We start from the raw sequence: 12,460 nt of genomic DNA on the forward strand, positions 1-12,460 counted from the left end.
GTGAGAAATTTTAGTTTAATCCTCATTATTGCCGCGGTGCTCTTGTCTTTCTCTTCGGTATTTGTGGTACCGGAAGGACAAAGAGCCATTGTTTTGCTGTTTAGCAAGGTGCAAAAAGACGACAGTGACAATGCCGTGGTTTACGAGCCAGGACTGCACTTTAAGGTGCCTTTTGTTGCCCAGGTGCGTAAGTTGGATGCACGTATTCAGACTTTGGATGGTACGCCGGATCGCTTCGTAACCAGTGAGAAAAAAGACTTGATCGTTGATTCTTATGTGAAGTGGCGTGTTCAGGACTTCAGTGATTATTACCTGCGTACTCGCGGTGATAAGAACTATGCCGAAACCCTGCTTAAGCAGAAGGTGAACAACGGCCTTCGTACCAACTTTGGTGCCCGCACCATTCGCGAAATCGTCTCCGGTGAGCGTAGCGAGTTAATGGCTGACGCCCTGGTGCAAGCCTCTGAAAGCGCGAAAGAGTTGGGGATTGAAGTGCTTGATGTACGCGTTAAGCAAATCAACCTGCCGGACGAAGTGAGCAGTTCTATTTACCAGCGTATGCGCGCCGAGCGTACTGCGGTAGCTAAAGAACACCGCTCACAGGGTCAGGAAAAAGCCGAAGAACTGCGCGCCGAAGTCGATCGTCGCGTAACGGTCATGCTGGCGGATGCCGAGCGTAATGCCCGTTCTGTACGCGGTCAAGGTGATGCCCAGGCGGCAAAAATTTACGCCGAAGCTTACAATAAGGATCCGGAGTTTTTCGGATTCGTGCGTAGCCTTGATGCGTATAAAAACACCTTTAAAGATAAGCAAGACGTGATGGTTATCGAGCCGAACAGCGAATTCTTCAAATATATGAAGAACGCGTCGGCGCAATAATCGCTCTTGTTAGAAAAGCCCTGAGACCTTGTCTTGGGGCTTTTTTTTGCCTTGGGAGGAGATATGAACTGGCAATTATTTTTAAGCGCTGTGGCATTAATGCTAATATTTGAAGGCCTGGGACCGGCGTTATTTCCAAAAACCTGGCGCGCTTATCTGCTGCAGATAGTGCAGACCGATGAGCGTACTCTCAAGGTGATCGGCATTGCTTTAATCCTGGTTGGCGCGCTGTTATTTCACTTTGTGCAGCCGGGATAGACCTCTGAGCTAAAAGTAAAAATACTATTAGCGGAAAAAATAGCCAAAACGGGGTGATCTATGGCCCTCTTTTCTGATAAAATCTGCGCCTAATTTTTTCTAAGTGAATTTGCAATGGGTAAAAACGTCGTTGTATTAGGCACCCAGTGGGGTGACGAAGGGAAAGGGAAGGTTGTTGACCTTCTTACAGATAAAGCATCTTTAGTAGTACGCTACCAAGGTGGTCACAATGCTGGTCACACGCTAGTGATTAATGGTGAGAAAACCGTACTGCACTTGATCCCATCGGGTGTACTGCGTGACAACGTTAAATGTATCATCGGTAACGGTGTTGTACTTGCTCCTGACGCATTAATGAAAGAGATCGGCATGCTTGAAGAGCGTGGCGTACCAGTGCGTGAGCGTCTTCTTATTTCTGAAGCTTGTCCGCTAATCTTGCCTTATCACGTAGCTCTTGATGTTGCGCGTGAAAAAGCACGTGGCGCCAAAGCTATTGGTACTACTGGTCGTGGTATCGGTCCTGCCTATGAGGACAAGGTAGCACGTCGTGGTCTGCGTGTAGGTGATTTGTTCAACCCAGAGCAATTCGCGAACAAGCTACGTGAGATCCTTGAGTACCACAACTTCACTCTAGAAAATTATTACAAAGTTGAGCCTGTTGATTTCCAGAAGACATTCGATGATGCAATGGCTGTAGCTGAGATCCTTAAAGCTATGGTTGTTGACGTTACCGAGATGCTTGACCAAGCGCGCGAGAACGGCGAAAACATCCTGTTCGAAGGTGCCCAAGGTACGCTTCTTGATATCGACCACGGTACCTACCCGTATGTAACCTCTTCAAACACCACAGCTGGTGGCGTTGCAACGGGTGCCGGTTTTGGTCCGCTAAACCTGGACTACGTGCTTGGTATCGTAAAAGCCTACACCACGCGTGTTGGTTCAGGTCCATTCCCTACCGAGCTATACGACGGCCTTGATAAGCAAGACCCAGTTGGTAAGCACCTGGGTGAGAAAGGTCACGAGTTTGGTGCTACAACGGGTCGTCTACGTCGTACCGGTTGGTTTGACGCCGTGGCTATGCGCCGTGCGGTACAAATCAACAGCATCTCAGGCTTCTGTATGACTAAGCTTGACGTACTTGATGGTCTAGAAACCATTAAGATCTGTACTGGCTACCAGCTTGAAGATGGCACGGTTACCAACGTAACTCCGCTTGCAGCCGAAGGCTACGAGAAGGTAACGCCGGTATACGAAGAAATGCCAGGCTGGAGCGACAACACATTCGGTGTGACGCGCGTTGAAGACCTGCCAAAAGCGGCAATCGACTACATTAAGCGTATCGAAGAAATCACAGGCGTGCCTGTTGATATCATCTCTACCGGTCCTGACCGAGTTGAGACCATGATCGTACGCAACCCGTTTGGTGAGTAATCAGCAAACGCGCTAGAAAAAGCTGCCTCGGCAGCTTTTTTTGTGCCTGAAGAACACATTTTGGCACCGCTTTTGCTGTAAAATGGCGTCTAGACGAACAAGTGTCAAAGGAGCGTTATGCGTTTTTTACTTACCAGTTGTGTATTGCTTGCCTCTGTAATGGGCGTAGCCAAAGCCGCCGAGCCGTTGGAAGCGGTGCAACTGTATAGCCAGGATGAGCTGGTAAAACTGATCCGTAAGAATACGCATTTAAAACGTGTAAAAGACGATGATTGCCAGCTGGTGCAAGATATTGCCGCTCGAGCCAGCAAGATGCAATTACCCACCTATCAGTTCCTCTATGGTGACATGCTCGCCTATAACGTCTGTGTTGAACGCGATGTGGAGTTAGGGGTGTATTACATGCGTCAGGCCGCCAAGCAGGGTCTGGCTGAGGCGCTGGAGCAGTTGGGGCGCTATTATGATATCGGTCGCCTGGTGCAGGCGGACAAGGGCATGGCCATTATCTATTTACGAGAAGCCGCCGCTCAAGGCAATGTGCCGGCGCAAATGCGTTTGGTGAAGCTCTATAATCAGGGGCATGGTAGCCCACAGGACTACGAAGATGCCTATCGCTGGCTTTTCCATGCCTCCGTGGCGGATAGGGCTCAGCACAATAAAATCGCTCGGCAATTAGCCTTACTCGCTAAAAAAATGCCGGACTCGGTCGTTGCCCGGGCGCGCTTACCCGTGGATAACTAACGGTTATTGGCATCAATTTGATTTAAAAGCTCAATCGACCCAAAACTTTAACAGTAATTCCCTGTTGCCTTTTTCTTATATGGGTTAAAATAACAGCATAAATCATAGTATAAGTTAATGAATGACCAAACAGGATCCATACCTCGATAGAGAACAGCAAAAATACGACAATCCCGTCCCCAGCCGAGAGTTTATTCTCGACCACATAAAGAAACGCTCTAAACCTGCCACCTTTAGCCAACTTTGCGGCGAACTCGAAGTGTATGAAAGTGATCGTCAAATTGCTTTTAAACGTCGTTTGCGTGCCATGGAACGTGAAGGCCAGGTGCACTTTAATAAGCACAAGTGTTACGTCATCCCCGAGGATAGCGCCCTGGTGAAAGGCAAGGTGATCGGTCACCGTGACGGCTTCGGTTTCTTACAGGTAGAGGGTGAGCCCAAAGACTGGTTTATCCCGCGCCACCAGATGAATCTGGTGCTGCACGGCGACGTGGTGTTGGCCAAGGCCGGCTCGCGTGGCCAAGGTGGCAAGGTCGAAGCGCGTATCGTTCGAGTGCTGGAAAACGAACGGGCGCCGATTGTTGGTCGTTATTTTGTTGAACACGGTATGGCCGTGGTGGTGCCGGAAGACCCGCGTCTGACACAAGACATTATTGTGCTGCCCGGGGCAGAAAAGGGCGCGCGCCACAACCAGATGGTGCAAATTGAGATCACCCAAAACCCGACTCGTCATATGAATGCGGTAGGCAAGGTCACCGAAGTGCTGGGCGATCACCTGGCGCCGGGCATGGAAATCGAAGTGGCACTGCGCAACTACGAAATTCCCCATCAGTGGCCCGAGGCCGTTGAGCGTCAGGTTGCCCCTCTGGGCGAGTTTGTTGAAGAAAAAGATAAGCAAGGCCGCATCGACTTACGTCATCTGCCATTGGTCACCATAGATGGTGAAGATGCCCGAGATTTCGATGACGCCGTCTATTGTGAGCGTAAGAAATCTGGGGGCTGGCGCCTATGGGTAGCCATTGCCGATGTCTCTCATTATGTGCCAAAGGGCTCGCCGCTGGACCAGGAAGCCATCAACCGGGGTAACTCGGTGTACTTCCCCGAGCAGGTGATACCCATGCTGCCTAAAGTGCTTTCCAACGGCCTGTGTTCCTTGAACCCTAAGGTGGACCGCCTGTGTATGGTGGCGGAAATGACGGTGTCCGATGCCGGTCAGTTGTCGGGTTATCGCTTCTACGAAGCGGTGATGAATTCCCATGCCCGTTTAACCTACACCAAGGTGCATGGTATTTTAGAAGGCGACGAGCGCCTGTGCGAAGAATATGAACCCTTGGTGGGCTATCTAAAAGACCTGCAGCAAATGTATATGGCATTAAAAGCGGCGCGTCAGCAGCGCGGTGCCATTGAGTTTGATACCCTGGAAACTCGCTTTGTTTTTAATGCTCACCGCAAGATAGAGTCTATTGTACCTGTGGTGCGTAACGACGCTCATATGCTGATTGAAGAGTGTATGATCCTGGCCAATGTCGCCGCGGCTCGCTTGTTAGAAAAGCATGAAGCCAGCGCCTTGTATCGCGTGCACGATGAGCCAGACGGTGAAAAACTGGGGCATTTCCGTGAGTTTTTAGGTGAGCTAGGGGTAGAACACCCCTTTGGCGACTCACCCGAGCCTGGCGAGATCACCGCCGCTATTAATAAGCTGGCGGAGCGTCCGGAAATCGAGCTGATCCAAACCATGTTGCTGCGCGCCATGAAGCAGGCCGTGTATCAGGCCGACAACATAGGTCACTTTGGCTTGGCCTTGCCGGCCTATGCGCACTTTACCTCGCCTATTCGTCGTTACCCGGATTTAGTGGTGCACCGCGCCATTAAGGCCATTTTAAAGTCGCAGGGCCAGCAAACCAGCGGCGCGCATGAATACAGTGCCGATGAAGCGGATCAACTCGGTGAGCAGTGCTCCATGACCGAGCGCCGCGCCGATGATGCCACCCGCGAAGTGGCGGATTGGCTAAAATGTGAATACATGCAAGATCATGTGGGCATGCAATTCGGTGGGGTGATCTCCTCGGTCACCAACTTCGGCATTTTTGTGCGCCTAGATCATCTGCAGATCGATGGCCTGGTGCATATTGCCAGCCTGGGCGACGAGTTCTTCCATTATGACGGAGCCAAACACTGTTTAGTGGGTGAGCACACCAATAAGGTGTATCGCATGGGCGATAAGTTGCGGGTGCAGGTGGCCTCTGTGTCGCTTGAGGAGCGCCGCATTAATATGGTGCTGGCCAGCGACAGCGAGGACAGATACAGTCGCCGCCGCGCTAAACCTTCGGTGCGTGAGCAGCTAAAATCTGGAGAGATCCCAGAGAAAGGCAAAAAGCCCAAGTCAGGGGCAAGGTCGGGCGCTAAGCCCGGAGCCAAGTCAGGCGCTAAACCAGCGGGCAAGGGTAAGCCTAAAAAAGCCGGCGACAAAGACAAAAAGGGGGCCGTGGCGAAGAAAGCCAAGGCCAAGAAGGCAAAGAAAAAGCAGCGTGCAGGTAAAAATGTCCGCAACAAAGCAAAATAGTAGAGAGTGTTTGTGAGTAACGAACTAATTTTTGGCTTTCACAGCGTTGAAGCCATCTTAAGCAAAGAGCCTGAGCGCTTTTTAGAAATTTACGCACTCAAGGGCCGTGAAGACAAGCGTCTTAATGACGTGATCAATCAGGCCCGCAAGTTTGGCATTTCAATCCAGTTTATGCAGCGCAAGGCCCTAGACGATAAGGCCAAAGGCGAGCAACATCAGGGAATTATCGCCCGCGTGCGCGCCGGTAAGCAGTACAGCGAAAAAGACCTGGACGATATTATCAAACGCGAGCAAACGCCGTTTTTGTTGGTGCTTGATGGCATTACCGACCCGCATAACCTAGGAGCTTGTTTGCGCAGCGCCGATGCCGCAGGTGTGCATGCTGTGGTGGTACCTAAAGACAAATCAGCCAAGCTTAATGCCACGGCTCGTAAGGTGGCCTGTGGTGCGGCAGAAACCGTACCCCTGGTGCAGGTAACCAACCTGGCGCGCACCCTGCGTGAGATTAAAGACGCTGGTGTGTGGGTGGTGGGCACCGCAGGTGAAACAGATACGACCTTATTTGAGGCCAACCTGACCGGTCCGATCGCCATTGTGATGGGCGCCGAAGGCGATGGTATGCGCCGTTTAACCCGTGAGCACTGTGATGTGTTGGTAAAAATTCCCATGGTGGGCACGGTTTCAAGCCTCAATGTATCGGTGGCAACCGGCATCAGTTTGTTTGAAGTGTTGAGACAGCGCGCTTAACCTATCGAATGAGCATCAAGCCCGCATTATGGCGGGCTTTTTATTGCCTGTTAGATATTGATTAATTTGCCAACAATGCGTAGAATACGCGCTCATTTCGACCGTTTAACATTAATTCCTTGCCTTAAACCGAGTGGTCGAAACGGTGGAAGGCTATATTAACCGTAAGGAATACCCATGCGTCATTACGAAATCGTATTCATGGTTCATCCAGATCAAAGTGAACAAGTAGCTGGTATGATCGAGCGTTATACTGGTTCTATCACTGAAGCTGGCGGTAAAATTCACCGTCTAGAAGACTGGGGCCGTCGTCAACTGGCTTACCCAATCGAAAAGCTTCATAAAGCACACTATGTTCTAATGAACGTTGAAGCACCAACTGAAGTAATCAACGAGCTTGAAACTTCTTTCCGCTACAACGATGCAGTGCTTCGTAACCTAGTTATGCGCACTAAAGATGCAGTAACTGAAGCTTCTCCTCTTGCTAAAGAAGAGAAAAAAGAAGCTGCTGAAGCTTAATCGTTCTGCGTGGTTGTAATGGCTGATACGCCTAGTGAGCAAGCGCTCAACTTAGTCGAACTTGGTGGCATTATTTGTAAGGCCCCAAAATTCAGTCAAAGCCCGGCCGGTGTGCCACACTGTATTTTCGTGCTTGAGCATCGTTCAATACAGTTAGAAGCGCAACTTAACCGACAAAGTTATGTTCGCATTCAAGTGGTCGCAAGCGGTAAAGAGCATCAACCTGCAACACAATATTTGCAAGTTGAGCAACAAGTACGAGTGAGGGGATTTTTAAATCGCCACCAAGGTCGAAATGGCCTTAGTCAACTGGTACTGCACGCTCAGCAAATTGAAAGAATTAATTGAGGAAAATACTCATGGCACGTTACTTCAGACGTCGTAAGTTCTGCCGCTTCAAAGCGGAAGGCGTACAACAAATCGATTATAAAGATCTAGCTACTCTTAAAAACTACGTTACAGAAAGTGGCAAAATCGTACCTAGCCGTATCACAGGTACTAGCGCTAAGTATCAGCGTCAGCTAGCAACCGCTATCAAGCGTGCTCGCTACCTAGCCCTTCTTCCATACACTGACTTACACAAGTAAGCAGCGGATTAACAGTTTTTAAAAGGTGTAGAGACATGCAAGTTATTCTACTAGACAAGATCGCAAACCTAGGTGGCCTAGGTGACCAGGTTTCAGTTAAATCTGGTTTCGCACGTAACTTCCTTTTCCCGAAAGGTAAGGCAGTTCCTGCAACTAAAGTTAACATCGAAACTTTCGAAGCACGTCGTGCTGAGCTTGAAGCGAAAATCGCTGAAGAGCTAGCTGCTTCACAAGCACGCGCTGAGAAACTTGAAGCACTTGCAGAAGTGACTCTTGTTTCTAAAGCAGGTGACGAAGGTAAACTATTTGGTTCAATCGGTACTCGTGACATCGCTGACGCGATCTCTGCAACTGGTATCGAAGTAGCTAAATCAGAAGTTCGCCTACCTACCGGTACTATCCGTGAAACAGGTGAATTCGACGTAGCAATCCAGGTTCACTCAGAAGTTACTGCAACTATCAAAGTGATCGTTATTGCTGAAGCTTAATCGCTGATTAGCTTTATGTGAAAAACCGCGCCAAGGCGCGGTTTTTTTATGCGTGCTGTAGGTCAATGTTGTGGGCGAGGGCGATATCTGTAGGTCAGGTTTCAACCTGACACCTGACGATGTTGTAGGGCCGCCGACAATGCGGTTGTAGGTCGGTGCTTTGCGCCCACAAGGGTGCTCTTGGCAAGATTTTTGTCGGGCCGCCGACAGCGGTGGTTACTGATAGATTTTGTCGCGTTGGCGACGGCAACCAAAGAGGGAGTGATTCGACTCCCTCTTTGGAAACTCCGCGAACCCGTGATTCGCTAATGCTTACGAACTCAGGTTTTTGTTAAACGTTCCGCTTAGCTTTCAACACGGTTTAACTCGTCGTCCTGACTCGGTAAACCTAGCTCGATATCCCTATCTCGCTGTCTCAAGCACACTGCACAACAAAACCTGATTTCTGCAGCGCGAATCAAAACGGGAGAGAGCGATACCTGTTAGAGTTGAGTATCTGAATATGCCAACGCCCAATTAAGGGGTGAGCAACGCTACCACCGAACCTAAAGCATTGTGCCGTAACCACTAAATTTGAAGTAGAAGCAAAAATGCCAAGCGTTGGGAATCCCTCTTAAATTGTTTGTTATATTTCAAGCACGACAGAGTCAATAGACAACCTCGAGTTATCAGAAATATCCTCAACAAACTCAGCCCAAGTACCTCTCTCGACTCTGCGACTACAATAATGCGAAGTAGCCCTAATGAAGCCAATAGAGACGTCGTACAAATCTTGGATAAACTCTTCTATAGTAGCTTCGTTGTTGTCACCGTAGGACAAAAATATAGAGTCACGATAGTTCGCTTTACCACGGTATCTAAATGCCTGAATAAGGAAGTTAACTTGTCCTTTATCTAGTGCACGATCGCGAACCTCGCGAGCAGCTTTCGTGCGAAAGTTGTCAACACCAAGAGCTTTGAAATCACGAGAAGTTTTTACCCTCTCTTCTGTTTCCCACTTTTTATACCCATGAGTCCCCTTTAGATAGGAAACCAGTGCACCATGAGCAGTTTCATTGTCATAAGCTCTGTCATTCAGATCGAAACGGTTAGCACCTCTATATGCAGCAATCTCAGCATCAGCAGTTTTTGAAACTAAGCTAGTTAAAAAGAGGTTAAATGGATATGGGATAAGTTCTTTCTCCGCGATATCTGACTGCCAAACTTTTGCTGTGGCTGTATGCGTCTCTTGAATAGAGCCAGAAGATGCTGCAACCATCGCGCTAGCGGAAAAATAGACGCTGTAATACCAAGAAATGATGGCTGAACGGCATATGTCATATTTATCTTCGACATCTTCATTCATGCTTTTCAGAGATGAAAGATTATGTAAAGCCATCATTGCGTTCTCAAACACAAGCGTATCAGCTTCACGATTGACAGGTCTACGTTGTACCCGAGCATATAAATCATTTAATTGGTCATCGGCACAAGCGCCATCGTTAACGACTTCGGCAAGAGCCCTCATCCAGTTTACAGTCCCCTGAAACGCAAAGCGGGGCTCAGCCTGATCACCAGCTTCAAATAGCCTGTCTAATAGCCACTTACTCATGATAAACCTCCTGAAATATAACAACTTATTAGTGAGACCTTGTAAGGTAGGCTACCTTGCAAGCTTGGTGAAAACAATAGATTAGTGAGTGTCCGTTACTTGCACTCTAAAACTAATCCATCAACATTAGAAGACGCATGAAATTAACTCGGTGTATCAGCTAAATCCCCTTACATTGCATCTGAAACACGCTACGAGAAGAGTAATCGCCCTTTGGACTAAGGGCGAAAACATGCCTAGGGCATGGACGCCCTATGCATGTTGGTTACGTTCACTTCTCGTGGCGCGTTAAGGAAATTATGCAATGTTGGGGCGCCTCGGGGTTCTTAGGGGCGGTTGGCGTAAACCGCCCCTAAGGTGCCGTCGCCACCGCGACAAGAACTCAATTCAAAGTGCCATCGTCACTAAGATCAGCTAACTTTAAAACCAGCCAAAAATCCCCACTCCTTGCCATTGAAAAATAAATTAAAAATTTTTTTAAAACCATTTAAACCCTTTGTACTTTGGTGCGCGTCTAATACAGTAACAAAGCAAATAAACAACAACAGGATGACGCAGATGTTGGTTAATGCCGAACAGGCATTCTCACAAACACAAACGGCGCAACAGGAACTACAAACCATCGAGAAAGCCCAGCAGGGTGACCAAGATGCCTTTTATGTCCTGTACCAATGCCACGTAAGGCGTGTGTATGCGCTCTGTCTTCGCTTGGTGGCCGATCAGGCTCAAGCGGAAGATGTGACCCAGGAAGTGTTTGTGCAGTTGTGGCAAAAAATAAACAGCTTTGATGGTAAGTCGCAATTCAGTACCTGGTTACACCGGGTCGCCAGCAACATAGCCATCAGTTATCTGCGCAAGCAAAAAAATTGGGTACAGCGCGTCGTCAGCAGTGAAGAGACGGGTATGGAGCACGAGCAAGCGGCGCAATGTCAGGAGCTTAATGGCCTCGACAAATTAATAGTGCGTTTGCCCGAGCGAGCCCGGCAGGTATTTGTACTGCACGCGGTGGAAGGCTATCGCCACGAAGAGATAGCACAAATGATGAATATGGCGGTGGGATCGTCAAAATCCCAGTATCACCGCGCCCGAGGGTTGTTACAGGAGTGGTATGAAAATGAGTAAACCAGACTTCGACCAATTTTTAGAGCAGCAACTGCAATCGCAAGATAAGGAGTTGAGCCCAAGTCGCGACCTTTGGCCCGGTATTGAGCATGCAATTAATTTGCAGCAAAGCAAGAGCAAACGTAATTGGGTGAAACCGGCCTTCGGCAGTGCCGCCGCAGCGATCCTGGTGGCCGTGGTGGGCTTAAATATGCCGATGCAGCAAGACGCCGAGCAAACTCAGTTTGCATTGATCAGCGATGTGTTTGAGCAACAAAAGCAAAGCCTGCTGGTGCAGTATCAGTCGCAACCGGCATTAACCGATAACTGGCAACAACAACTGGCCGAGCTTGAGCAAGCCGAGAAGGCAATCAAAACCGCGCTCGAAGACGACCCAAATAACCGCGCACTGCTTGGCATGTTAGCGCAAGTATACCAACAACAACTTGATTTAATTAATAAAGTGCACCAGCCCAAGCAGGGCACTGTATTACAGCATATTTAGGAGAAGAAGATGAAAGCACTAGCATATACCCTAGCCATGGTTCCTTGCTTAGCATTGGCTGGCGAGAAGATAGATGAGCAAATTAGCGTACCGGCCGATGGTCGTATCTTTATCGATAACCAGCGCGGTGACATCATTATCAAGGGCTGGGATAAGGCCAGTCTGCAAATCAAGGGTGAGCTTGATGATAGAGCCGAAGGCTATACCCTTGAGACCCGTGGTCAACGCACCGACTTTATTGTCAAAATGCCGAAGAACTACAACAAGGGTTGGGGCTGGGGCAACAACAATGATGATAATGGTGAAGGCTCAAAGCTGACCATTTATATGCCGATGCAAAGCGCCCTCAGCCTCGAAGGCATCAATGTGGACGTGGATGTGAGTGAGCTTAGCAGCGACAGCCGCATTGAGACCGTCAACGGCGATATCGATGCCAAGGACCTCTCGGGTAAGCTGATTTTTGAAACCGTCAATGGCGATGTCAGCGGTACCAACTTAAACGGCGATATTCGTTATCAAACGGTCAATGGCGATATCAATGACGTTGATTCGCAGGGCCAGCTGCGCATGACCCTGGTAAACGGCGATGTCACCAGCACCACCAAGTCAGAAGACATTCGCTTTGAGAACGTCAATGGTGATTTAACGTTGCGTGCTCACACGCTTGGCAGCCTAAAGCTTAATACCGTTAACGGCGAGCTGGAGGTGTATGTGAAAGAGCTGAAAACGAACGCGCAAATCCGCGCCGAAAGCGTCAGCGGTGACTTCGATTTATACCTGCCAACGAATGTCTCGGCACGTTTTGACTTAGACGCCCATGCCGGTGGTGATATCCGCAACGAGCTAAGTAAAGACAAGGCGGTTGAAGCCAAATATGGTCCGGGCGAGAGCCTAAGCTTCACTCTGGGCCAGGGCGAGGCAGAAGTGGAAGTGACCACCATCAGTGGCAACACTAACTTACGTAAAAACGACTAATTAACGCGACTAGCAAAAAAACAACTCCCAACTTAGCGGGCACTTAGCCCGCTTCTTTTTTAAAAATGCCACGCA

At 49.1% G+C, this 12,460-nt stretch carries 14 protein-coding genes; 13 read left to right on the plus strand and 1 reads right to left on the minus strand.

The features are described from left to right. From hflC to rplI, 10 genes are all read left to right on the plus strand, one after another. Complete coding sequence (hflC, locus tag C2M36_RS03325; protein WP_105187953.1) at nt 1–879, plus strand: protease modulator HflC; 879 nt, start codon at nt 1–3, stop codon at nt 877–879. Between the two features lie 63 nt (nt 880–942). Next, on the plus strand, nt 943–1,137 hold the full coding sequence (locus C2M36_RS03330; RefSeq protein WP_105253689.1) for a DUF2065 domain-containing protein: 195 nt from the start codon (nt 943–945) through the stop codon (nt 1,135–1,137). Between the two features lie 114 nt (nt 1,138–1,251). Further along, complete coding sequence (locus C2M36_RS03335) at nt 1,252–2,568, plus strand: adenylosuccinate synthase (protein WP_105253690.1); 1,317 nt, start codon at nt 1,252–1,254, stop codon at nt 2,566–2,568. Between the two features lie 117 nt (nt 2,569–2,685). Continuing rightward, nucleotides 2,686–3,309, plus strand: a complete 624-nt coding sequence (locus tag C2M36_RS03340) for a tetratricopeptide repeat protein (RefSeq protein ID WP_105253691.1) — start codon at nt 2,686–2,688, stop codon at nt 3,307–3,309. Between the two features lie 121 nt (nt 3,310–3,430). Further along, nucleotides 3,431–5,872, plus strand: a complete 2,442-nt coding sequence (gene rnr, locus C2M36_RS03345; protein ID WP_105253692.1) for a ribonuclease R — start codon at nt 3,431–3,433, stop codon at nt 5,870–5,872. Between the two features lie 12 nt (nt 5,873–5,884). After that, nucleotides 5,885–6,619: a 23S rRNA (guanosine(2251)-2'-O)-methyltransferase RlmB gene (rlmB, locus tag C2M36_RS03350; RefSeq protein WP_105253856.1), complete on the plus strand. Its 735-nt coding sequence runs from the start codon at nt 5,885–5,887 to the stop codon at nt 6,617–6,619. A gap of 177 nt (nt 6,620–6,796) precedes the next feature. Further along, nucleotides 6,797–7,138 carry a 30S ribosomal protein S6 gene (rpsF, locus tag C2M36_RS03355; protein WP_105187948.1) on the plus strand — a complete coding sequence of 114 codons (342 nt, stop codon included), beginning with the start codon at nt 6,797–6,799 and terminating at the stop codon, nt 7,136–7,138. 18 nt (nt 7,139–7,156) lie between these two features. After that, nucleotides 7,157–7,486 (plus strand): primosomal replication protein N, encoded by a 330-nt coding sequence (priB, locus tag C2M36_RS03360; RefSeq protein ID WP_105253693.1) that lies wholly within the window; start codon nt 7,157–7,159, stop codon nt 7,484–7,486. An 11-nt stretch (nt 7,487–7,497) separates the two neighbouring features. Further along, on the plus strand, nt 7,498–7,725 hold the full coding sequence (rpsR, locus tag C2M36_RS03365; RefSeq protein ID WP_010386263.1) for a 30S ribosomal protein S18: 228 nt from the start codon (nt 7,498–7,500) through the stop codon (nt 7,723–7,725). A gap of 35 nt (nt 7,726–7,760) precedes the next feature. Continuing rightward, the gene (gene rplI, locus C2M36_RS03370; protein WP_105187946.1) at nt 7,761–8,213 is read left to right on the plus strand and encodes a 50S ribosomal protein L9; all 453 of its coding nucleotides are present in this window, start codon (nt 7,761–7,763) and stop codon (nt 8,211–8,213) included. 625 nt (nt 8,214–8,838) lie between these two features. Here rplI and C2M36_RS03375 read toward each other — a convergent pair. After that, on the minus strand, nt 8,839–9,804 hold the full coding sequence (locus tag C2M36_RS03375; protein WP_105253694.1) for a hypothetical protein: 966 nt from the start codon (nt 9,802–9,804) through the stop codon (nt 8,839–8,841). A gap of 558 nt (nt 9,805–10,362) precedes the next feature. Between C2M36_RS03375 and C2M36_RS03380 the strand changes: the two genes are divergently transcribed. The 3 genes from C2M36_RS03380 to C2M36_RS03390 are packed head-to-tail and all read left to right on the plus strand — an operon-like array spanning nt 10,363 to nt 12,385. Further along, on the plus strand, nt 10,363–10,926 hold the full coding sequence (locus C2M36_RS03380; protein ID WP_105253857.1) for an RNA polymerase sigma factor: 564 nt from the start codon (nt 10,363–10,365) through the stop codon (nt 10,924–10,926). After that, nucleotides 10,919–11,410 (plus strand): hypothetical protein, encoded by a 492-nt coding sequence (locus tag C2M36_RS03385; RefSeq protein ID WP_105253858.1) that lies wholly within the window; start codon nt 10,919–10,921, stop codon nt 11,408–11,410. The genes C2M36_RS03380 and C2M36_RS03385 overlap by 8 nt, the downstream gene beginning before the upstream one ends. Before the next feature lie 9 nt (nt 11,411–11,419). Then, nucleotides 11,420–12,385 (plus strand): DUF4097 family beta strand repeat-containing protein, encoded by a 966-nt coding sequence (locus C2M36_RS03390; protein WP_105253695.1) that lies wholly within the window; start codon nt 11,420–11,422, stop codon nt 12,383–12,385. The last annotated feature ends 75 nt before the right edge of the window (nt 12,386–12,460 follow it).

This window comes from Pseudoalteromonas sp. T1lg75 (assembly GCF_002964705.1).
GTDB lineage: Bacteria > Pseudomonadota > Gammaproteobacteria > Enterobacterales > Alteromonadaceae > Pseudoalteromonas.

What these genes read in the sequence shown, in the direction of transcription:
- C2M36_RS03330 (WP_105253689.1), top strand. Translation starts at nt 943, where the DNA reads ATGAACTGGCAATTATTTTTAAGCGCTGTGGCATTAATGCTAATATTT.
- C2M36_RS03335 (WP_105253690.1), top strand. Translation starts at nt 1,252, where the DNA reads ATGGGTAAAAACGTCGTTGTATTAGGCACCCAGTGGGGTGACGAAGGG.
- C2M36_RS03340 (WP_105253691.1), top strand. Translation starts at nt 2,686, where the DNA reads ATGCGTTTTTTACTTACCAGTTGTGTATTGCTTGCCTCTGTAATGGGC.
- rnr (WP_105253692.1), top strand. Translation starts at nt 3,431, where the DNA reads ATGACCAAACAGGATCCATACCTCGATAGAGAACAGCAAAAATACGAC.
- rpsF (WP_105187948.1), top strand. Translation starts at nt 6,797, where the DNA reads ATGCGTCATTACGAAATCGTATTCATGGTTCATCCAGATCAAAGTGAA.
- priB (WP_105253693.1), top strand. Translation starts at nt 7,157, where the DNA reads ATGGCTGATACGCCTAGTGAGCAAGCGCTCAACTTAGTCGAACTTGGT.
- rpsR (WP_010386263.1), top strand. Translation starts at nt 7,498, where the DNA reads ATGGCACGTTACTTCAGACGTCGTAAGTTCTGCCGCTTCAAAGCGGAA.
- rplI (WP_105187946.1), top strand. Translation starts at nt 7,761, where the DNA reads ATGCAAGTTATTCTACTAGACAAGATCGCAAACCTAGGTGGCCTAGGT.
- C2M36_RS03375 (WP_105253694.1), bottom strand. Translation starts at nt 9,804, where the DNA reads ATGAGTAAGTGGCTATTAGACAGGCTATTTGAAGCTGGTGATCAGGCT.
- C2M36_RS03380 (WP_105253857.1), top strand. Translation starts at nt 10,363, where the DNA reads ATGTTGGTTAATGCCGAACAGGCATTCTCACAAACACAAACGGCGCAA.
- C2M36_RS03385 (WP_105253858.1), top strand. Translation starts at nt 10,919, where the DNA reads ATGAGTAAACCAGACTTCGACCAATTTTTAGAGCAGCAACTGCAATCG.
- C2M36_RS03390 (WP_105253695.1), top strand. Translation starts at nt 11,420, where the DNA reads ATGAAAGCACTAGCATATACCCTAGCCATGGTTCCTTGCTTAGCATTG.